The organism is Peribacillus sp. NPDC097198 (genome assembly GCF_044762055.1).
Classification (GTDB): Bacteria; Bacillota; Bacilli; order Bacillales; family DSM-1321; genus Peribacillus.
The window spans coordinates 1-21,186 of the sequence record NZ_JBIWDO010000008.1 but is presented as its reverse complement, the minus strand read 5'-3'; the positions used below and the strand labels follow the sequence as shown (position 1 = coordinate 21,186).

The window sequence follows — 21,186 nt, the reverse complement described above, 5'->3', positions numbered from 1 at the left end:
AACTAGCTGTCATCTTAGCAGCTAGTTTTTTTTGCTCGTATCCCCGCCTTTTAGTGGGTCCCGGTATGCAGGTCTTCATGGCATGTAGCGATATCCTGGCTAAAGATTTTCGAAGTTTATGGGATAAAAAAAATACAAGAATAATACAATGTTAAATGAAATATTTCAGAAAATTAACTAGATAGAGAGGTTGACTTATCTCCTGATTATTTCCTGAATGGTTATGTTAGAACACAGTACCTCGGCATGCATCTTGTTAGCAGAATACATATCTCTGTATTAAAAATATCAGTAGAGAAGGGTGTTTCTACATGGTGAAAGAAAAGACGGATATTCAGCAATTGATTGATTGGGATAAAAAGCATTTTATCCATCCGACAACAGCGATCGAACAACAGCAGCAAGATGGACCGAGTTTCATTTTTACCGAGGGTAAGGGGATTTACCTAACGGACATCATGGGCAGGACGGTTATCGATGGGATGTCTTCCCTTTGGAATGTGAATATCGGGCATGGGCAGGACGAAATTGCCAAAGTGGCGAAGGAACAGATGGAGAAATTGGCGTTCACCTCTAATTTTGCCACCTTCAGTAATGAACCAGCCATTCGGTTGGCTGCCAAAATCGCTTCCATCGCACCCGGAAATTTGAATGCCGTGTTCTTTACGTCCGGAGGGTCGGAATCGAGTGATACGGCGATCAAGCTTGCGCGTCACTATTGGATCTTAAAAGGCCAGCCTAACCGGCAAAAAATCATTTCCCGTTCGAAGTCCTATCACGGGGTGGCGATGGGAGCGACTAGTGCCACGGGATTGAAGCCTTTCCGCGACTTCACGAATTCCCTTGCGCCGGATTTCTATTATGTGGATGGTTCCTCCATTGAGGAATTGCGCAAGACCATTGTACAGGAAGGACCGGAAACTATCGCTGCTTTCATAACGGAACCGATACAAGGGGCTGGTGGCGTGAATATGCCTCCTGAAGGCTACTTCAAGGAAGTCAGGGAGATTTGTGATGAGTACGGCATTTTGTTGGTGACGGACGAAGTCATTACCGGTTTTGGCAGAACGGGTGCGTATTTCGGAATCGAGCACTTCGGGGTCATACCAGACATGATGTGCTTTGCCAAAGGCGTGACTAGTGGATATGCCCAATTGGGCGGTGTTGTCCTGAATGATAGGATGTATCAGGATTTCATAGCCCTTTCTAAAGGGACGCTTTTACATGGCTACACGTACAGTGGCCACCCGATGGCTTGTGCCGTTGCGTTGAAAAATATCGAAATCATTGAACGGGAAAACTTAATTGAAAACTCGAAACAACGTGGAGTGGAATTGCTTGCAGGCTTTAAAATGCTTCAAGCTAAACACCCCATAATCGGGGATGTAAGGGCACTTGGACTTATTGGTGGCATATCGATCGTCAAAGACAAACAAACGGGGGAAAAATTCGAAACCCCTTTGGCTCCACGGATCGTTTCGGAGGCCGCTAAAAATGGTTTAATCTGCCGATCTGTTACATTCGATCAAGATACGCTCGTGTTTGCACCACCTTTGATCATCACTAAAGCAGAGGTAGGGAAGTTGATCGAAATCTTGGACGATACATTTGCGGCTATCGAAAAAGAAGTTGTATAAGACGTGAAGAGGATGGCATTCGAATCAACCAGGGTGGTTCGGATGCCACGAAAAAGGCTGCTTCCCCAGAGGGAACAGCCTTTTTTTGTGGAGCGAATGAATCCAGAATTTGAGTCAATATATTACAAGAATCGAGGATATTTCCCGGGAAACGAGTGAATGCGAGAAATAAAATCATCATTTACACTGCTTTTTCCACATCAACACGGCCGGAAAAGAAGACGGCACCATTTCCCATATCGGAGAGCCGGTCTGGCGTGAGGGCATTGATATGCTGATTTCTGCCAGGTGTATTTGGCCATATGCCTTGGCTGACTAGGACACCGGCCAGGACATTTTCTCCTATGACGGCTTTTAATACACATTCGCCTCGTGCATTCCAGATACGGACCATATCGCCGTCTGTTATCCCTCGTTTTACTGCGTCTTCCGTATTCATATGCAGTTTTGGTTCTTTTTCCATCGATATATGTTTCTCATTATTGGAAAAAGTCGAATTCAGGAAATTATGGTTCGGCGCCGGTATGAATAAGAACGGCAGATCGCTGTCTTTCGCGATGGGTGTATAGGTAGGCAATGGTTCGTACCCATGCTGTTTCATCCGTTCGGAATAGAGTTCGATTTTGCCGCTCGGTGTCGGCAGTTTCCCTGGGAAGAGTGGTCGCATCTCGGCTTTTACAAACTGATGTTCAGAAAGAGCTTCATAGTTGATGTTTCCTAAATAAGGATTCTCGGGGAAGTCGAGTGCTTGACGGATCATGTCTTCCTCAGAGTCTTGAAAAGCTTGGTCCTCGAATCCCATGTTAGCAGCCAACAGCTTGAACAATTCCACATTTGATTTGGACTCTCCATATTTCTCCATGACTGGCTTTTGAATTTGTATGTAATTATGCCAGTAGGAAGTATAAAAATCCTCCGTTTCATAGGATGAAGAGGCGGGAAGGACCAGGTCGGCATACTGCGCCGTTTCAGTTAAGAATAAATCATGGACGACCGTGAATAGGTCTTCTTGCATAAGTCCTTCCTTAACCTTGTTTGCATTGGGAGCGACAAGGGCAGGATTGGAGCTGTATACAAATAAGGAACGAATCGGGTTCTCCTTATCTAAAAGGGCTTCTCCGATTTGATTCATGTTGACGATGCGAGTAGTCTTGTTTCGCAAAAGCTCAGGGCGTTGTAAGGCATCTTTGTTAAATGCCAAATAACCGGAGTTCCCTTTCATCGCCCCACCGCCTTTAACACCCCACTGTCCGGTAAGGGCGGGAAGGCAGGCGATGGTCCTTACAGCCATTCCGCCGTTATCGTGATGCTGCAGGCCATTACCGATTCGAACGAATGATGGTTTGGTCTGTCCATACATCCGGGCTAATGTATAAAGGTCTTCGATTGGAACGCCCGTGATCGTGGAGACGGTCGCCGGGTCATATTGGCGGACATGCTCACGCAATTCGTCAGAACCGACCGTATAGGCGTCTAGGAAAGGCTGATCGACCATATTTTCGGCATATAAAATATGCATGATGCCAAGGGCAAGTGCACTATCCGTACCAGGCAGGATGGGGATGAACCAATCAGCCCACTTCCCGGTCTGGTTTTTATGGACGTCGATCACCACAACCTTGGCGCCATTTTTCCGGGCCTGCTGGGCAATTGTCACTTGGTGCATATTGGTACTCACGGCATTAATCCCCCACATGATGAAAAGCTTTGTGTCGATCGTTTCCTCCGGATCGATTCCGAACGAACCGCCCATGGTATAACTGTAGCCGACCGAACCGGCAGAGTTACAAATGGAACGCTCCAGCCTACTTGCCCCAAGTTTGTGGAAGAAGCGACGATCCATGCCTTCAGCACTGAGGTTTCCCATGTTTCCATAAAAACTGTAGGGGAGGATGCATTCCGGTCCATGCTGGTCTATCAAGGCCTTCCATTTTGACGTGATCATCCCGATCGCTTCGTCCCAACTAATGGGGGCGAATTGCCCTTTTCCTTTTGGACCGATTCGCATAAGCGGTTGCGAAAGACGATGCGGATCATATAGACGGGCTGTCATATTCCGGACCTTGTTGCAGATATTTCCTTTTGTGACCGGGTGTTTGGGATCCCCCTGGACTTTCACGATTTTTCCGTCTTTTTTGTGAAGGAGTAAACCGCATTGATCGGGGCAATCAAGTGAGCAAACCGATGGGAAGATTCCATCCTGTTGTTTGAAATAGGGTTGCATGACTTTGTCCTCCTTGTTTTTTGGAACGCTTTTTTGAATAGTCTATTAATTGTATATTTTAATATATTGGGTATTAGAAAGAACTACTTAACTTATGTTTTTTTTTCTGATAAGCTTATTTTAATAAAATGAGCCTTCTCTATCGAAAGGTTCGTAAGTAATGGAGGAAGAATTTTTGGAATATGGAGCAATCGTTTCAATTGTCATATACATGGCAGGTATGCTGTTAATCGGGTACCTTGCTTATCGAAGGACCGCTAACCTGACGGATTACATGCTCGGAGGAAGAAACTTGGGTCCGGCTGTAACCGCTTTAAGTGCCGGTGCTTCCGACATGAGCGGATGGTTGCTGATGGGCCTTCCTGGAGCCATGTACTTGAATGGCTTAAGTGCCGGGTGGATCGTCATCGGTCTGTCAGTAGGCGCTTATCTAAACTGGTTATTCGTGGCGCCAAGGCTTCGTACATATACGGAGATCGCGAATAATTCTATTACTATACCAGACTATTTGGGGAATCGGTTTAAAGATAGCTCCCGAATTTTAAAAGTGGTATCGGCTTTAGTCATTTTAATCTTTTTTACTTTCTACACCTCTTCCGGTATGGTAGCAGGCGGGGAGCTTTTCCGGACGGCCTTTAACCTGGATTACCGATATGGAATCTGGCTGACGGCAAGTGTCGTCATTCTTTACACGTTATTCGGTGGCTTCCTTGCCGTGAGTTGGACGGATTTTGTTCAAGGAACCATCATGTTCATTGCCTTAATTCTAGTACCTGTCGTCACCATTGTAAATATAGGAGGCTGGACTCCAACATTTACGGAAATAAAATCAATTGATCCGACCCTTTTGCATGCGTTTGAAGGAATGTCGACGATTGGGATCATTTCGTTGCTGGCATGGGGACTTGGTTATTTTGGCCAACCGCATATCATCGTCCGATTCATGGCGATATCTTCCGTGAAAGAATTGAAAAGTGCCCGTCGCATCGGTATGGGCTGGATGGTGTTCGCCATTGTAGGTGCCATGTTCACAGGATTGGTCGGGATTTCTTACTTTAGCAAGGCGAATGCGCCTTTGGGGGAAGCGAATGCAGAATCAGTATTCATCCTCCTTTCTAAAGAGTTGTTCCCGTCTCTAATTACGGGATTCTTGCTGGCGGCGATTCTATCCGCAGTCATGAGCACGATCGCTTCTCAATTATTGGTGTCGGCAAGTGCGTTGACGGATGACTTCTATAAACAGTTCGTTCGTCCAAATGCTTCAGATAAGGAATTAGTGCTGGTTGGACGGTTGGGCGTATTGGCGATATCCGTGATTGCCCTTGTTTTGGCGTTCAACCCGAGCGGGACCATTTTAAAATTGGTCGGGTATGCTTGGGCAGGTTTCGGCTCGGCATTCGGACCGGTCATTTTACTGAGCCTATTCTGGAGAAGAATGACAAAATGGGGAGCACTGGCTGGAATGGTCATCGGTACGGTAACCGTGATCGTATGGGAATCCATCGACAAGTTCGCGGAAGTCTACGAAATCATACCTGGCTTTATCGCAGGTACGCTTGCCGTCGTGATTTTCAGTCTGTTATCGGCGAAACCTTCTAAAGAAATAGACGAAGATTTTGATCAGGCTGTTAAAAACCTGACTAAATAGAATGCGCTGTTCAATTGAATGGATGGCACTCTCTTTTCAATCATTAGCAAAAACATGGTACAATAGCTGTAAAGTCCTTATGTGTAGTGCATGAGGACTTTTTTTTGAGTGAGTTGGGAATAATAAGCCAAAAAATAAATATAAAGGATACGCGATGAACCATTCACATAAAATTGCAGGTAAAGTAGCTATTATATATATGATCATTGGGGCCTTATGGATTTTTGTTACCGATTACATCTCGATGTCCCGCGCAAAAGAGAATGTTCACACCTATGCGATGTTCCAGCATTCGAAGGGGTGGATCTATATATTCATAACCGGGATCATTCTCTATGTCATCATCCGGTATTGGACAGGGAAAATGTTGCGGTCCCAACAGGAATTCAACTTGAAGGATGAGCAGTATCAATCCTTGTTTAAGCACAATCCAGATAGTGTTCTACAATTGGATCTTGAAGGCAGGATCATGTCGGTTAATCCAAAAGCCGAAAAGTTCCTCGGGGTCCGAGGTGAGGCATTAAAAGCAAAACAAGCGGGATACTTCATCGATTTGATCGAAAATGAAAAAGCATCTGATTATTTTATCAAGTCTTTGGAGGGAGAAGCTGTACACTTCGAAACGAATATCCAGAGGATGGATGACGAAAAGCGAATCATGCGTGTCACCTTTTTGCCCATCATTGTCCACAAGGAGTTACTTGGAATCTATGCCATCGTCCGGGACATTACCAAGGTCCGGCGTGAAGAGGAATTGATGGTCATGTCTGAAAAGCTCTCCGTCATCGGGCATCTCTCGGCAGCCGTGGCACATGAAATAAGAAATCCGTTGACATCATTAAAAGGGTTCGTGCAATTAATGGATATGACCAAGGAAGTCGACCCGTTGCATACTGACATCATGTTAAAGGAAATTGAACGCATCAATATCATTTCGAGCGAGTTGCTCGTCCTTGGCAAGAAACAGGATGTCACCTTCCGTAAGCTGGACCTTGGGGATTGCCTGCATCAAGTGTATACACTCATGAAAGCTGAATCGAACCTGAACAATATTGAGATGGCCATTGAAGTGAAAGGGGCAGACCCCGTTTTAGTCATGGCCGATTCGATCGAGCTTAAACAGCTATTCATCAATCTCATCAAGAATGGCATCGAGGCTGTTGGTGAGAATGGAAAAATTGACATATCCCTGCAAATCATCGATGATCATGCTATAGTCATGGTCAGTGATAATGGGATCGGGATGGAGCCGGAGCGGTTGGAGCGAATTGGTGAACCGTTTTATTCGATAAAAGAAAAGGGAACGGGAATCGGGCTTACCATCTGTCAGAAAATTGTCCATCGATTGAATGGTGAGATGCGATTTGAAAGTGAGAAACATAAAGGGACGACGGTGACAATTCGGATTCCGTTGGCTACTACCCTATAACAAATGGTACTATAAAGGATATGAAAAGTTTTTTTATTAAAGGAGAACGATATGAGCGAATTACCTGTATTACTGAATGATAGAAAGCCATTTATCCAGGAAGTCTGGAAAAAGTCAGGCTTTGCACAACTTACGCCGGTACAAACGAAAACGATTCCTGTCATTGCACAAGGAAAAGACGTCATGGCCGAATCTCCAACGGGGACGGGAAAGACACTTGCTTATTTACTGCCATTGCTTGAAAAAATAGATCCTGAAAAAAAATCCCCCCAAGCTTTAATCTTGGCTTCATCACGGGAATTGGTGATGCAGATCAATGAAGAGATTCGGATTTGGTCGGAAGGTAGCGGTATTTCTGGAGCAGCCTTCATTGGTGGTGCCAATGTGAAGCGTCAGTTGGACAAACTGAAGAAGCATCCACAAGTGATTGCGGGAACACCAGGCCGTGTCTATGAATTGATTGCCCAAAAGAAGTTGAAGATGCATGAAGTGAAAACGATCGTACTCGATGAAGGAGATCAATTGATCATTCCCGAGCATATGCAAACAATCAACAATATTATCAAAACGACGCTTAAGGACCGCCAAATCATGGTGTTCTCGGCGACCCTTCCCGAAGAAACGGAAAAAGTGGCCCGAGGATTCATGAATGAACCAGAATTGATCAAGGTTGATAAAAGTGAAAAAATGGATTCGAAGGTCGATCATCTTTATTTTGTAGTCGAAAGACGCGAAAAGTCCAAAATCTTGGAGAAAATCACAAGATTGAAAGATGTGAAGGCATTGGCCTTTTTGAACGATATTGCCGAGCTTAGCGTGTTACATGAGAAGCTTAAGTTTAAAGGCATCGAAATGGGCGTACTTCACGGGGAGTCGAATAAAGTCGATCGTGAAAAAGCGTTGCGTAAGCTTCGTTCTGGAAAGTCACCGATGTTGATTGCAACCGATGTGGCGGCCCGTGGACTTGATATTAAAGGACTGACAGCCGTCGTTCATATTGATATGGCTGAAAACATTGACCAATATATTCATCGGTCTGGTAGAACGGGACGTGCCGGAGCGGATGGCACGGTCATCTCGATCGTGACGGAAAGAGAAGAGCGTGAGTTGAAGAAAATGGCTCGCGAACTTGAAATCCCCTTAACGAAAGTCACTTTCTATGGTGGGAATATCGTAGAAGAAGAATAGGCATGAAGAATGGAGATGGCCATGAAGGCTGTCTCTTTTTTTATGTTCTGTAGCGTAATCCGGCTATCCTCATTTGACGTTCCTATTTGATAGATTGCAAGCTTTTTAAAGGAAAACTGGCCGCTTCACAAGCTTTGTGGATGATTAACAAGGGCAACAGGACTGATCCTGTACGAATGCCCAGGCGACTTACATTGAAAACGCTTCCAAAATATGTTTTTTTAACATATGATAGATATAGCTATTTGGATAGGGGGAGTTAGAATGGGAGAGAAATATAAGCATATTGAAACAGCTGTGATTCATGAAGGATATGATTCGAAGGAGCATTTAGGAAGCTTGACCACACCTTTGTTTCAAACCTCGACATTTACGTTCGATACGGCCGAACAAGGGGAAAACCGGTTTGCTGGTTTAGAAGATGGATATATTTACTCGAGGCTGGGAAATCCGACGGTTCGGGTGCTGGAAGAGAAGATTGCGGCCTTGGAAGGCGGGGAAGCGGGACTTGCGTTCAGTTCAGGGATGGCTGCCGTGTCTGCGGTCCTTTTTGCTTTGACCAAAGCCGATGACCATATCGTTTGTTCAAAAGGGTTGTATGGATGTACTTTCGGCCTTCTTCAACTGATGGAGGAAAAATACCGGATCACCCACGATTTTTGCGATATGGAAACGGAGGACCAGCTAAGGAGCATGATCCGTCCGAATACGACCTGCATCTATGTTGAGACGCCGATTAATCCGACGATGAAAATGATCGATTTAGCATTGGTCATGAAAGTCGCCAAGGAGAATAATGTGCCTGTTGTGGTCGATAATACGTTTTCCACTCCATATTTACAGAAGCCACTGGAATTTGGATGTGATGTCGTCCTTCATAGTGCTACGAAGTATCTTTGTGGACATGGGGACGTTGTGGCGGGTCTGATTGTCGGAAAGAAGGAGTTTATCAATCAGGTGGCCATGACAACACAGAAGGATATCGGAGGGATTATTTCGCCATTTGATGCATGGTTGCTGTTGCGGGGATTGAAGACGTTGCCAGTCAGGATGGATCGTCACGCTTCTAATGCAACGGAGATCTTTCGCATGCTGAAACAGCATCAACGGGTTAAGGCCGTCTATTATCCAGGCGACGCAGAATCAGGGGATTATCGGATCATGGAAAAACAGATGAAATCCGGTGGAGGCATGATTTCCTTTGAACTGGAGGGGACAAAACAGGATGCCCAACGATTCCTCAATAACTTGAAGCTTATAAAAATCGCGGTCAGCCTAGGAGACGCTGAATCCTTGATCCAGCATCCCGCTACGATGACACACTCGTCCATCCCAAAAGAATCAAGAACGCAGATGGGCATCACCGACCAACTCATACGGCTCTCCGTCGGCCTAGAATCCTGGCATGACATCTGGTCTGACCTTGAACAGGCGTTTTAGGGGTCTGACCCCTTTTATTTCCTGAATTATTTCCTGAGGTTCCTGATCAGGACGGTTATGGATAGGATGAGGATGAGGGCGGCCAGGATATAGGATGTGGTGGTGATTGTCGGATGGGGCGTGCTGTTCCTTACGCCGATTCCGATGATGGCCCAGACGAAGACGAGTGGGTAGCACCAGTCCTTGTTTTTAATGGCAAAGATGAATGCCAGAGCCGTGGCTACGAGTAAGAGGGCGATCGTCCATGCTACATCGGAAAACCCGAAACCATTCCAGCCGATATAGGTCAGATAGTAGGAAATGTTAGCAATGGTCGCGACGCTCACCCATCCTAGATAGACGGAAAAGGGCATCAAGTCGAGAAAGGCATGCCTCACTTTTATAATGTTTGTGTAAATGACAATCAAGGTCAATAAAAGTGTAATGATGATGATGACGGATAACAGGAAGTATTCGTAATGCCAAGCTAATAGCCAGGCTCCGTTAAATACACAGCTTAAGGCGAACCATGGGAAAGAGACCATATATGCGGGACTTGTTTTGTGTTTCCCCATAAACTGTCTGGCTACCCAGATGGCAAGAAGAAAATAAATCAATCCCCATATCGAGAATACATAGCCGGCTGGGGTAAAAAGAACGTCCAGTTTCCCGGAAACTTCCCCTGAGGTTTGGCCGTTGAAGGGAAGGTAATTAGCCAGGAAATTCATCGTGATGACGAATAGATAGGCAACAAGGTTGATAAGAACAATTAGCATGTGTCTTCCTCCTTTGAATGAAATTGGGACATATTATCTTATTCCTTTTAAATTGGAGAGATAACCTTTTTTAGCACATCGGAAGGAAGGATTCTTACTTGGTGGATAAAAGATGGTATTCAATTGTCTGTAAAGGGATAAAGGTACAACACGTCTAAAAAATAAGGACCTTGCTACTTTTATTGCAGCAAGGTCCTTTAAAGGTGTTTAATTAATTAGTGAAATTAGGATTTAGCGTTAACAACCGTTTCATCCTTTTTTTCGGGGGTTACATATTCTTCTTTTAATATGGAATAATAGGCGCTGTCTAATAATGTACCCTTCGTCATGTGGCTTTTACGGTGAATCCCTTCACACTTCATGCCTAAGCGATCCAATACTTTCCCGGATGCGGCATTTATCACATCACATTCAGCAAATACTCGCTCCAAATCCAAAACATTGAAGGCTAATTCCAGTATTGATTTTCCCGCTTCGGTCATATAGCCTTTACCCCAGAAATTCCGGTTTAAAGTATAACCCAGTTCTCCACATTTGTTCGATTCATGCACTCTGAATTCGATAGCCCCAATCATTTTGTTGTCTTCCTTTAACACGAGTGCATATTTGCCGATAGGCTCTTCCAAGAAATAGTTCGCTATGAAGTTCTTAGTCTGGTCCAAATCTTTATGTTTGTCGTAAAGGTAACGTGTCGTTTCTTCATCAGATGTATATTCATACATATCTTCAGCATCATCAAGCGAAACCGGACGTAAGATGATACGCTCACTTTCGATATGATTGTGCTGAACCATTAAAAGGTTTGTCTTTCCCATTTGAATTCCCCATTTATTCTTGATTTTCCAATTATTATAGCATAATTCAGTACGTTTAATAAGAAAATAATGGAATAAAATTCTAGCATCTCTCTTGGATCGTGTATACGAGATTCGTATGATGGCAGGGATCTATTGATATGTAAGCACCACGGCTATAGTCGCTTACATAGGATGGATTCCTCCCTTTTCTTATAGGATTTGCTTGCAACTATCGATTCATTTTAGGATAGATGTTTTACATCCGTACTTTAGAGTGTTAAAATAATAGAAGATTCAAAAAATAGTTAGTCCTTCGGGGTCGGGTGAAAATCCCAACCGGCGGTGATGAAGCAATTCTAAGCCCGCGAGCCTGATAAAGGCAGGATTTGGTGAGAATCCAAAGCCGACAGTACAGTCTGGATGGGAGAAGGACGTGTGAAATCCAAGTGTATACGTACGCCTATTTTTTCAGAATATGAAATGATGGGTTTATTAGGTATACCATTTTTTTCACTCATTTCTCCTGCTAACTCCTTAGGCCATCCTAAGGGGTTTTTTATATGTGTATAAAAGGGGGAGAAACTATGTTTACCGGAATCATTGAGGAGATCGGCACGGTTCATTCCATGAAAAAGGGAAGAAGCAGCATGGAACTGGCCATTTCCTCTAAGAAAGTACTGGAAGATGTCCATCTTGGAGACAGCATTTCCGTTAACGGGGTCTGTTTGACGGTGACTTCCTTCACACAGACTTTATTTACGGTCGATGTGATGCCTGAAACGGTGAAAGCTTCATCGATCCGGATATTGAAACCAGGTTCAGAAGTGAATCTTGAACGTGCGATGAGTGCTAATGGACGTTTCGGCGGCCATTTCGTTTCAGGTCATATTGATGGAACGGGCACCATCATGAAAAAAGAACGAAAAGAAAATGCCGTCTATTATGTGATCCAACTGGAAGAAGGGCTCAGTACATACTGTATGCCAAAAGGATCTGTTGCCATCGATGGGACAAGCTTGACGATATTCGGCATCGAGGGAAATTTGCTGACTGTATCACTCATTCCCTTGACCCATCAGGATACCATTTTGGGCAGGAAGGCGGCAGGCCATATCGTAAACATTGAAAACGACATGTTAGGGAAATATATCATACATCAAATGAAAAACAGCGAATCAAAACCAGGACTGGATTTAGCATTCTTGTCTAAGCATGGATTCTAATAAATGGAGGTGTACAGGATGTTCCATACCATTGAAGAAGCGATTGAAGATTTGAAAGCTGGGAAAGTAATCATCATTTCCGATGATGAAGACCGCGAAAATGAAGGGGATTTCGTGGTGCTTGCAGAAAAGGCGACACCCGAAGCCATTAACTTTATGGCGACGCATGGCCGTGGGTTGATTTGTACGACGATTACCCAACAGTTGGCGAAAAAGCTGAACTTGCATCCGATGGTCAATGATAACACCGATCATCATGGGACGGCCTTCACCGTAAGTATCGATCATAAAAGCACGTCTACCGGAATCAGTGCGTTCGAGCGGTCCATTACCATCCTTGAGCTTTTGAAGGAAGATTCGGTTGCCGAGGACTTTCAACGCCCGGGGCACACTTTTCCGTTGATAGCCAAGGCAGGGGGCGTGTTAAGCCGCACGGGACATACGGAAGCCTCCGTCGACTTGGCCAAGTTATGTGGGGCTGCTCCAGCAGGTGTCATTTGTGAAATCATGAATGAAGATGGAAGCATGGCACGTGTATCCGACTTGGAACTAATTGCGGATAAATTCAACCTGAAATTCATTACGATTGCGGACTTGGTACAATACCGTAAGCAAAAGGAATCATCGCAAGAACAGGTATACATTCAAAATGCATGATGTTTTTAAAAAATGAGGAGGAAATAGACATGGGGAAAATTATCGAAGCACAATTAATCGGATCGGGACTGAAAGTGGGAATCGTGGTTGGAAGGTTCAATGAGTTCATTACAAGCAAGCTATTGGGCGGAGCATTGGATGGTCTGAAACGCCACGGTGTTGACGAGGATGACGTGGACATCGCTTGGGTGCCAGGAGCATTTGAATTGCCGCTCATTGCCAAGAAACTTGTGAACACGGGGAAATACGACGCAGTGATTGGATTAGGGACGGTCATCAGAGGTTCTACTTCGCATTATGATTATGTCTGCAATGAAGCAGCGAAAGGAATGGCCTCCGTTGCTTTGGATACCGGCGTTCCAGTCATCTTCGGATTATTGACGACGGAAAATATCGAGCAGGCCATCGAACGGGCCGGCACGAAATCGGGAAATAAAGGATATGAAGCAGCGGTCAGTGCCATAGAAATGGCGAACCTTGGAAAACTGATTGAACAATAAATTAGATAGAAAGCCGCGGAAGGGCAACCATCCGCGGCTTTCTTCTTGAACAAACAAATTACTTCTCGCTGACTGTCAGCTTTTCCAGCCTTCTTAAAAGGTCTTCAAAACTGGAGAAGTTACTTTCCATTTGGGTAATGAGGGTATTCTGATCCACCACGCTCGCGGCGACTTCCTCCAGGGAAGCGGCATTTTCCTGTACGATGCTGGCAATATTGGTCACTTCATTCGTTGCCGTACTCGAGTTTTGCGTCAAAGCTTGAAGCATGGTTTGAAGTTTGATCGATTGTTCCATGACTTGGAGCGTGTTTCCTTCCATCTCTTTGAAAACGTGTTCGACATCTTCGGAGTTTTTCTTTATCATGCCTGCAACATCCAAGCTCTGATTCACGCCATCTGTCACCTCATTAGACTTGATGGAGATATGATGTAAGATTTGCTGGATTTGATTGGTCGCCTGTCGGCTGTTTACAGCAAGCTTCCTGATCTCATCCGCAACCACGGCAAAGCTCTTCCCATGTTCCCCCGCTCGTGCCGCCTCGATGGAGGCATTCAAGGAAATTAAGTTCGTTTGGTCCGAGATGTCTTCGATTGTTGCCAGAATCGTTTGGATCTGCTTATTTTGTTGATTCAATTCTTCCATTAAGAAGGCGGTCTGTTTAGCCTTTTCCCCCACGGATATAATATCTTGGGCAAGGATGATCATCGCCTGACGTCCATCTTTGGTGCTTGATTCATTTTCTACCGTATGGACTTTCATTTTATCGGATGCAAGGGTGGCCTGTTGAACCTCTCCATCGAATGAATCGATGGAATCTTTCACCTCATTGGCGCTTAATGCCTGGGATTCAATATTACTTGTGACTTCTATAAAGGCATTCGTGATTTCCTTGGAGATATTTCCAGTGACTTGGACATTGGCTTGCAGCTCATTGTAAAAGTCGGTCAATCCATGAACGGATTTGGTGATTTCGTCAAGCATGTCCTTGGTCTTGATTTCCGTTTGTCGGCTCTTAGCAAGCTCGACCAAAGCGACATTAATCGAAGCACTACCGATTAAACTGAAAAAGACGGATAAAATGGCAGTTAAAATAAATAAAAGAATGATACCAAGTACAGTGACGCCCTTTTCAGATAAAACCATGGAAAAAGGTTCTGACCATAAAATCAGGTAAATCAGGAACCCTGAATATAGGACGATCGACAAGATGACATGATAATAATCGTAATAAATGGACGCAAAAAGAAGCCCTAGATATAACAGGACCAATGACAAAGGGCTACTGGACTGGATGATGATCGAAGCGAATAAAAGGTTGATCGTGATGCCGATAAGATAGGGCACCCCGAGTGTCCATTTTTTTTGCTTGATCAAAATGGAGGCCACAACGGCGGGGATGATGCTAAAAAGGGCAATGATTCCAATGTTTAGAGTCGGTATGCCGACTGTGAATGAAAATAGGAGGCCGGCAGCAATCGTGAATAGTGTATAGATGATGATGGCCGAGTGTCTTGAGTTATTTATTATTTCTCTTGATGCACGATCTGATCTGAACTGATACATTGTCATACCTCGATTTCTATTTAGTAACTCATCTATATTACGATGTAAATATTACAAAATAAAGAAAAAAATTGAAGGTGTCCGATTTTTTTTTACGTTCAAAGCGGTTTTGGGTGGAACCGTGTTAAAATAGTCGGATGTGATTATGCTACAATTGTAAAGATTGCAATTGAAAATCATTTCTTAGGGAAAAGTAAATATATCAGTTTTTAGGAGGGGTTTATGTGTACTATCTTTTTACACATAATGATTTAGACGGGGTCGGCTGCGGAATCGTCGCGAAGCTTGCATTCGGGGAAGACGTGGTAGTTAGCTATAATTCAATCGGCCGCCTTAATCAGAATGTCGAAGCATTTCTTGAGCAGGCGAATATCGAGGATACATTGATTGTTACCGATCTTTCGGTAAATGAAGATAATGAAAAAATGATTACGCAATTCGTTGAGGATGGAGGACATGCACTTTTAATCGACCATCATAAGTCGGCACTGCATTTGAATGAACATGACTGGGCATCTGTTACGGTTGAACAGGAAGACGGCAAACAAACGGCAGCCACTTCTTTATTCTATCAATATGCGGTGGATCAAAAGTGGCTGGAGCCTTCCCGGATTTTCTCTGAATTCGTTGAATTGGTTCGACAATATGATACATGGGAATGGCAGGCCAATAATAATGTAACGGCCAAACGGTTGAATGACTTATTCTTCATGATTCCGATTGAAGAATTCGAAACGAAGATTGCACATAAGCTCTCATCAGCTGAAAACTTCGCGTTTGATGAAGTGGAACAGACTCTTTTGGGAGTGGAAGAGAGTCGTGTGGATCGGTACATAAATAGGAAAAAAAGAGAAGTGTATCAGGCTACGGTCGGTCCTCATACAGTTGGGGTGGTCCATGCCGAGTCTTACCATTCGGAATTGGGTAATGAGCTATCAAAAGAATTTTCCCATCTGGATTATATTGCGATCCTTATGGTCGGAAGCAAAAGAATCAGTTTCCGCACCATCCATGATGAGATAGATGTAGCTGAGGTTGCAGGGAAATATGATGGGGGCGGCCATCAAAAAGCCGCAGGTTGTACGATGTCGGAAAAAGCATACAGCCAATTCGTTGAGAAGACATTCTTCTCTGAACCGATTAAGCGCGACGCTCATAAGAACCAATTGAATGTGAAGAATTCACCAGAAGGTTGCCTATATTCAACGAGAGATAAACAGGATATCTTCATTTATGAAAATGATGAAGAAGAAGAGTGGATCATTGAAGTGAATGGAAAACTGATAAAGAAATCGTTTGATACGTTCGAGGAAGCGGAAAAATACACGAAACGTAAATATGTAGCCTGGCTTGCGAACGATGAAAGATACGAAGAGTTTGTGAATAGAGGGTAAGGCAATGCAGCTGTCCAAATTTGGGCGGCTGTTATTTGCAGTTGTTATATGGAGGGAAAAAAACGAGGGTAGTACCTTAGTTCTTTTCTCCTAAAAACGCTTGACAAAGATTCGATTATACTGAATAATCTTATTGTTAAGTAGTTGATAACGATTATCAATTTCAGCGTGAAAGGGGAGGTAATGATTACATGCGAATGAACGTTAGTAACGTTGAAGTTGGATACGACAAAAAAGTGATCGTTAACGGCTTGACGATTGAAATTCCCGATGGCCAAATTACTACAATCATAGGATCTAATGGGTGTGGAAAATCAACGTTATTAAAAGCTTTAACAAGAATCATTCCCTATCAAAATGGACAGGTCTTTCTTGATGGAGCAGAAATACAAAAAAAGAATACGAAAGAATTGGCGAGGGAACTGTCGATCTTGCCACAAACACAGGATAGTGCAGTAGGACTTTTAGTCGAGGAACTGGTTTCATATGGTCGTTTTCCATATCAATCAGGGTTCGGTGGCCTAAAAAAAGAAGACAAAGAAATCATTGATTGGGCCATGAAGTCTACTAATACATATGAATTTAGACACAACTCTGTAGATGAACTTTCCGGAGGTCAAAAACAGCGGGTGTGGATTGCCTTGGCACTTGCGCAAAACACGGACATCATTTTTTTGGATGAGCCTACAACCTATCTGGACATGGCCCATCAACTTGAAGTATTGGAACTTTTGCAGAACTTGAATGAAAAGGAAAATCGGACCATTGTGATGGTTCTACATGATTTGAATCATGCAGCCCGGTTTTCACATTTCATGATCGCTCTTGAGAGTGGGAATTTAATAAAAGCGGGCACACCAGAAGAAGTGATGAGTCCAGATGTACTGAAGAAAGTGTTTAAAATTGACGCGGAAATCAGTAAAGACCCCCGTACAGGTAAACCAGTTTGCATCACATACGATCTAATAAAAGGAGAATGAACATGAAAAAATGGCTTTTATTCTTAGTTGCAGCATTAATGGTTATTTTAACGGCTTGTGGAAATGATGAATCATCGACTAAAGAAACAACGCAAGGCAAGGATGATGCAAAAAAATCGGGTACGATCAGCTATAAATCGGAAAATGGTACGGTTAAAGTTCCCGCCGATCCAAAACGCGTAGTCGTTTTATCGTTATTCGTGGGAGATTTAATGGAAATGGGTATCAACGTAGTAGGTATGGATTCATGGTCAAAAGATAACCCGGATTTCGCTAAAAAATATCCGGATGCTGAAGTGGTAGCGAGCACGGATTATGAGAAAATCATTGAACTTGATCCAGATTTGATCATCGGTTCTAATGATGTGGAAGACGTTAAAAAATTACAAGAAATTGCACCAACCGTAATCTTCACATACGGTGCTTTGAATTACATCGACCAACGTATCGAAGTGGGTAAAGTAGTCAATAAAGAAGAGGAAATGACTAAGTGGGTTAAAGATTTCCAAGCACGTTCGAAAGTAGTAGGAGACAAAATCAAAGATAAAATCGGAGAAGATGCTACTATAACGGTTGCTGGTAACTCTGATAAGCAAATCTATTTATTTGGCGATAGCTGGGGACGTGGAACGGAAATCCTGTATCAAGAAATGGGATTGAACATGCCGAAGGCTGTTAAAGATGTTGCCCTTGAGCCTGGATTTTTTGGAATTTCCGAAGAAGTATTAGGTGACTATGTTGGGGATTATTTAGTTCTTAATTTAGTGAAAGAAGGACAAGATACTTCATTCATGGACTCTACTTGGTACAACAAAATACCGGCGGTTAAAGATAAAAAGGTATTTTATGCGGAAGGTTCTGCATTCTATTTCGCCGATGCCCATTCTTTCGATAAACAACTAGACTTCTTCGAAGAATCTTTTCTAGGTAAATAAGGGGAGATTCGATGAAAGTCTCCTATTCTATTATAAGCAAAATGGTTTTATCGTTCGTTGTTTTGATGGTGGTCGTGGTCTTGGCGTTAGGGTATGGTGCAGCAAATACGAGTTTTCAAGATTTATATGAAGCTGTTATCGGAAGAAGCGGTGGACCCTATTATGATGTGCTAAGAGAAATTCGTCTTCCTCGTGTCATCGCGGCATTCTTCGTGGGAGCCGCGTTGGCAGTTGCCGGGGCCATCATGCAAGGGATGACAAGGAATCCTCTTGCCGATCCGGGTCTACTCGGTCTGACTTCAGGTGCTACTTTAGCTCTTACCCTGGTATTGGCCTTCATTCCCGGAATCACCTTCTTAATGCTTATGTTCAGTTCTTTTATAGGTGCAATGATTGGTATGCTACTTGTATTTGGAATAGGTATCACGTCTAGAAACGGTTTATCTCCGCTAAAGCTCGTTTTAGCGGGAGCGGCCGTTTCTCTCTTTTTACAGGCCATTTCAAGTGGTATAGCCATTCTTTTCAATGTATCGAAAAATGTCAGTACATGGACGGCTGGAGGGTTGATCAGCACAACATGGGATGCTTTGATCATTGTCCCCTTCATCATCTTTGGTTTAGTGTTGGCGACTGTCTATAGCAAACCATTGACCGTCCTTAGCTTAAATGAAGAAGTGGCGAAAGGGCTTGGACAGAAGACGAAGAAGATCAAAGTGATTTTGATGTTCATGGTCATCGTTTTAGCAGGAACGGCAGTAGCCCTGATAGGGAATTTGTCGTTCGTGGGCTTATTCATTCCACATATCGTCCGGAAGATCGTGGGGGCGGATTACCGTTTGATTATCCCGATGTCGATTATAATCGGCGGGGCCTTCATGGTTCTAACGGATTTCATTAGTAGAATCGTAATTGCTCCATTGGAAATCCCCATTGTTGCATTGGTCTCATTAATCGGGTTCCTATTCTTCCTGGTCTTGGTAAAGAAAGGAGGTCGAACTTTCTTTGCGTAAAAAAAGTAATGTACGATGGATGTATAGCTTAACGACCCTTTTACTGATCATAAGTATCCTTGCCGGCATCAGCTTAGGACCTTCCTCAGTCGGTATCTCTCAAATCATTCCGACGATATTGGGGGATGGGACATTCAAAGAGGAATTCATTCTCTTTTCCGTTCGGTTTCCTCGCGTCCTGGTCCTAACTTTAGCAGGGATGTCGCTGGCATTATCCGGTGCCATTTTACAGACATTGACCAAAAATGATCTGGCTGATCCAGGTATTATCGGTATCAATGCTGGAGCAGGGGTTGCAATTACCTTATTTTACTTGTTCGTTGATGCCAATTTAGACTCCTATACCTATCAGTTACCGGCAGTAGGTTTCTTAGGTGGGATCATTACAGCCGGGCTGATCGTCCTCTTCACGTTGGACAGGAAAAACGGTATCCAGCCGATCAAGCTCGTGCTGATGGGGGTCGGGTTTGCCTCAGCATTATCGGGATTAATGATCATCCTGGTTTCAAGCGCTAAACAGGAGGATGTCCAATTCATCTCCAAATGGCTTGCAGGGAATATATGGGGAGCCGATTGGCCCTTTATTCTAGCGCTTCTTCCCTGGCTACTGGTGGCGATACCGTTTTTACTTTGGAAGCAAAAGGCAATGAATCTCCTCGCTCTTAATGAAACGGTGGCGAAAGGGTTGGGCGTTTCCCTGAACCGGGATCGGGCCCTTTTGCTGATCATTGCGGTAGCATTGGCGGCTTCAGCGGTTTCGGTCGTTGGGAGTATTAGTTTCATTGGATTGATTGCTCCACATATCGCCAAACAGTTGGTCGGTTCCAAGCATCAGAGCTTTTTATTCTTATCTCCCATAATTGGTGCAGCCATCTTAGTTTTCGCTGATACAATAGGCCGCATCATTTATAGTGAACAAACCATTCCAGCTGGAATCATCGTCGCTATTATCGGAGCTCCTTACTTCCTATATTTATTAAGGAAGACAGCTTGATCGGATGAAAAAACCAGGTTTCCATGAACTGTGCCCCATAAAATGGACAGTCTAAAAAAATACCTATAGTTTAAACAGCTAAACGATGACTCCTGTATTGTGCAGGAGTCATTCTAAATTTAGCTCCATTGGTACGATTTGTATTGAAATTCCTCTAAGCATAACTCCTCAATTTGAACAACTATAAGTGCTAACTGTGATCTAGAATGAAGGAATTATCGACTAAAGGGAAGTTTACTGGCATGGATCTCGACTCTTTTATTGTTCAACAGTTAGATATGGAGGATGAAGATATTGGGCCCGTTCATGATCCAGATATTGTGTATCTAAAAAGATAACGGCTTTTTTGATTTTTCAAAAGTAATCTCTCCAATGGATACCTTGAAGAAAAACTGAAGAAAAACTGAAGAAAAACTGAAGAAAAACTGAAGAGCATAAGGGATTTTTGCTATCACCGAGGGTGCTAGGTTAGGCAAAGCCTAACAAAAACGTGATAGCACGAAAATCGCATGTGCAATACGTTTGCAATACACAAGCAATACATTTGTAATACACTTTTCCCTTATGTGCAATACATTTGCAAGCATGCTTGCAAATGTATTGCAGCGATATAAATGACCTTAAAATTCAAGAATACATAAACCGATAAGTTGAATTATGTTAACTGGATCTATTTTGCCCTTTATTGAGGGAGGTTAGTTGAACAAGGATTTTTCATTATAAATACCGAATAAGAAAAGTATAGATATAGATTTAAACAATTTAAGAAGGTGTAATATGGAAAGACCTTTAGGAATATCTTTTATTAGTT

16 protein-coding genes, 1 pseudogene and 1 riboswitch are annotated in these 21,186 nt (G+C 43.5%); of the genes and pseudogenes, 13 read left to right on the top strand and 4 right to left on the bottom strand.

The window, feature by feature from the left end:
- Nucleotides 1-311 precede the first annotated feature (311 nt).
- Nucleotides 312-1,637, top strand: coding sequence for an aminotransferase family protein (locus ACIQXQ_RS14970; RefSeq protein WP_402958470.1), 1,326 nt, complete (start codon nucleotides 312-314; stop codon nucleotides 1,635-1,637).
- Nucleotides 1,638-1,818: 181 nt separating this feature from the next.
- Here the strand turns inward: ACIQXQ_RS14970 and ACIQXQ_RS14965 are convergent, their stop codons facing one another.
- Nucleotides 1,819-3,861, bottom strand: a complete 2,043-nt coding sequence (locus ACIQXQ_RS14965; RefSeq protein WP_402958468.1) for a molybdopterin oxidoreductase family protein — start codon at nucleotides 3,859-3,861, stop codon at nucleotides 1,819-1,821.
- A 175-nt stretch (nucleotides 3,862-4,036) separates the two neighbouring features.
- On the opposite strand from ACIQXQ_RS14965, the gene putP reads away from it, so the two are divergent.
- The 4 genes from putP to megL all read left to right on the top strand — a co-directional run bounded on the left by putP (nucleotide 4,037) and on the right by megL (nucleotide 9,566).
- Nucleotides 4,037-5,509 carry a sodium/proline symporter PutP gene (putP, locus tag ACIQXQ_RS14960; RefSeq protein WP_402958466.1) on the top strand — a complete coding sequence of 491 codons (1,473 nt, stop codon included), beginning with the start codon at nucleotides 4,037-4,039 and terminating at the stop codon, nucleotides 5,507-5,509.
- Between the two features lie 154 nt (nucleotides 5,510-5,663).
- The gene (locus ACIQXQ_RS14955) at nucleotides 5,664-6,938 is read left to right on the top strand and encodes an ATP-binding protein (protein WP_402871898.1); all 1,275 of its coding nucleotides are present in this window, start codon (nucleotides 5,664-5,666) and stop codon (nucleotides 6,936-6,938) included.
- A 51-nt stretch (nucleotides 6,939-6,989) separates the two neighbouring features.
- Complete coding sequence (locus ACIQXQ_RS14950; protein WP_402871896.1) at nucleotides 6,990-8,126, top strand: DEAD/DEAH box helicase; 1,137 nt, start codon at nucleotides 6,990-6,992, stop codon at nucleotides 8,124-8,126.
- 264 nt (nucleotides 8,127-8,390) lie between these two features.
- Nucleotides 8,391-9,566 carry a methionine gamma-lyase gene (megL, locus tag ACIQXQ_RS14945; protein WP_402871894.1) on the top strand — a complete coding sequence of 392 codons (1,176 nt, stop codon included), beginning with the start codon at nucleotides 8,391-8,393 and terminating at the stop codon, nucleotides 9,564-9,566.
- A gap of 26 nt (nucleotides 9,567-9,592) precedes the next feature.
- On the opposite strand, the gene ACIQXQ_RS14940 is transcribed toward megL, so the two are convergent.
- Both ACIQXQ_RS14940 and ACIQXQ_RS14935 read right to left on the bottom strand, forming a co-directional pair.
- Nucleotides 9,593-10,321, bottom strand: coding sequence for a tryptophan-rich sensory protein (locus ACIQXQ_RS14940; protein WP_402958464.1), 729 nt, complete (start codon nucleotides 10,319-10,321; stop codon nucleotides 9,593-9,595).
- A gap of 224 nt (nucleotides 10,322-10,545) precedes the next feature.
- Nucleotides 10,546-11,136 carry a GNAT family N-acetyltransferase gene (locus ACIQXQ_RS14935; RefSeq protein ID WP_402871885.1) on the bottom strand — a complete coding sequence of 197 codons (591 nt, stop codon included), beginning with the start codon at nucleotides 11,134-11,136 and terminating at the stop codon, nucleotides 10,546-10,548.
- Between the two features lie 287 nt (nucleotides 11,137-11,423).
- A riboswitch (FMN riboswitch) is annotated at nucleotides 11,424-11,554 on the top strand.
- A gap of 148 nt (nucleotides 11,555-11,702) precedes the next feature.
- Between ACIQXQ_RS14935 and ribE the strand changes: the two genes are divergently transcribed.
- The 3 genes and pseudogenes from ribE to ribH all read left to right on the top strand — a co-directional run bounded on the left by ribE (nucleotide 11,703) and on the right by ribH (nucleotide 13,498).
- Nucleotides 11,703-12,341, top strand: a complete 639-nt coding sequence (ribE, locus tag ACIQXQ_RS14930; RefSeq protein WP_402958462.1) for a riboflavin synthase — start codon at nucleotides 11,703-11,705, stop codon at nucleotides 12,339-12,341.
- Nucleotides 12,342-12,359: 18 nt separating this feature from the next.
- Nucleotides 12,360-12,962 (top strand): annotated as a pseudogene (gene ribB, locus ACIQXQ_RS14925) (3,4-dihydroxy-2-butanone-4-phosphate synthase); the annotation flags it as partial.
- Between the two features lie 65 nt (nucleotides 12,963-13,027).
- The gene (ribH, locus tag ACIQXQ_RS14920) at nucleotides 13,028-13,498 is read left to right on the top strand and encodes a 6,7-dimethyl-8-ribityllumazine synthase (RefSeq protein ID WP_402871881.1); all 471 of its coding nucleotides are present in this window, start codon (nucleotides 13,028-13,030) and stop codon (nucleotides 13,496-13,498) included.
- 58 nt (nucleotides 13,499-13,556) lie between these two features.
- Here the strand turns inward: ribH and ACIQXQ_RS14915 are convergent, their stop codons facing one another.
- Nucleotides 13,557-15,062 (bottom strand): methyl-accepting chemotaxis protein, encoded by a 1,506-nt coding sequence (locus ACIQXQ_RS14915; protein WP_402958460.1) that lies wholly within the window; start codon nucleotides 15,060-15,062, stop codon nucleotides 13,557-13,559.
- A gap of 224 nt (nucleotides 15,063-15,286) precedes the next feature.
- On the opposite strand from ACIQXQ_RS14915, the gene ACIQXQ_RS14910 reads away from it, so the two are divergent.
- From ACIQXQ_RS14910 to ACIQXQ_RS14890, 5 genes are all read left to right on the top strand, one after another.
- A complete protein-coding gene (locus ACIQXQ_RS14910) occupies nucleotides 15,287-16,456 on the top strand; it encodes a DHH family phosphoesterase (protein ID WP_402958458.1) in 1,170 nt (389 codons plus the stop codon).
- Between the two features lie 191 nt (nucleotides 16,457-16,647).
- Nucleotides 16,648-17,436, top strand: coding sequence for an ABC transporter ATP-binding protein (locus tag ACIQXQ_RS14905; protein ID WP_402871873.1), 789 nt, complete (start codon nucleotides 16,648-16,650; stop codon nucleotides 17,434-17,436).
- 2 nt (nucleotides 17,437-17,438) lie between these two features.
- On the top strand, nucleotides 17,439-18,371 hold the full coding sequence (locus ACIQXQ_RS14900; RefSeq protein ID WP_402958456.1) for an ABC transporter substrate-binding protein: 933 nt from the start codon (nucleotides 17,439-17,441) through the stop codon (nucleotides 18,369-18,371).
- A gap of 11 nt (nucleotides 18,372-18,382) precedes the next feature.
- On the top strand, nucleotides 18,383-19,381 hold the full coding sequence (locus ACIQXQ_RS14895; protein ID WP_402958454.1) for a FecCD family ABC transporter permease: 999 nt from the start codon (nucleotides 18,383-18,385) through the stop codon (nucleotides 19,379-19,381).
- 19 nt (nucleotides 19,382-19,400) lie between these two features.
- Nucleotides 19,401-20,375 carry a FecCD family ABC transporter permease gene (locus tag ACIQXQ_RS14890; RefSeq protein WP_402872311.1) on the top strand — a complete coding sequence of 325 codons (975 nt, stop codon included), beginning with the start codon at nucleotides 19,401-19,403 and terminating at the stop codon, nucleotides 20,373-20,375.
- The last annotated feature ends 811 nt before the right edge of the window (nucleotides 20,376-21,186 follow it).

Bases quoted from the DNA above. Each gene is read 5' to 3' on its own strand.
- ACIQXQ_RS14900 (WP_402958456.1), top strand. From the start codon at position 17,439: ATGAAAAAATGGCTTTTATTCTTAGTTGCAGCATTAATGGTTATTTTA.
- ACIQXQ_RS14890 (WP_402872311.1), top strand. From the start codon at position 19,401: ATGTATAGCTTAACGACCCTTTTACTGATCATAAGTATCCTTGCCGGC.
- megL (WP_402871894.1), top strand. From the start codon at position 8,391: ATGGGAGAGAAATATAAGCATATTGAAACAGCTGTGATTCATGAAGGA.
- ACIQXQ_RS14955 (WP_402871898.1), top strand. From the start codon at position 5,664: ATGAACCATTCACATAAAATTGCAGGTAAAGTAGCTATTATATATATG.
- ACIQXQ_RS14970 (WP_402958470.1), top strand. From the start codon at position 312: ATGGTGAAAGAAAAGACGGATATTCAGCAATTGATTGATTGGGATAAA.
- ribE (WP_402958462.1), top strand. From the start codon at position 11,703: ATGTTTACCGGAATCATTGAGGAGATCGGCACGGTTCATTCCATGAAA.
- ACIQXQ_RS14905 (WP_402871873.1), top strand. From the start codon at position 16,648: ATGCGAATGAACGTTAGTAACGTTGAAGTTGGATACGACAAAAAAGTG.
- ACIQXQ_RS14895 (WP_402958454.1), top strand. From the start codon at position 18,383: ATGAAAGTCTCCTATTCTATTATAAGCAAAATGGTTTTATCGTTCGTT.
- ACIQXQ_RS14965 (WP_402958468.1), bottom strand. From the start codon at position 3,861: ATGCAACCCTATTTCAAACAACAGGATGGAATCTTCCCATCGGTTTGC.
- ACIQXQ_RS14940 (WP_402958464.1), bottom strand. From the start codon at position 10,321: ATGCTAATTGTTCTTATCAACCTTGTTGCCTATCTATTCGTCATCACG.
- ACIQXQ_RS14915 (WP_402958460.1), bottom strand. From the start codon at position 15,062: ATGTATCAGTTCAGATCAGATCGTGCATCAAGAGAAATAATAAATAAC.
- ACIQXQ_RS14935 (WP_402871885.1), bottom strand. From the start codon at position 11,136: ATGGGAAAGACAAACCTTTTAATGGTTCAGCACAATCATATCGAAAGT.
- ribH (WP_402871881.1), top strand. From the start codon at position 13,028: ATGGGGAAAATTATCGAAGCACAATTAATCGGATCGGGACTGAAAGTG.
- ACIQXQ_RS14950 (WP_402871896.1), top strand. From the start codon at position 6,990: ATGAGCGAATTACCTGTATTACTGAATGATAGAAAGCCATTTATCCAG.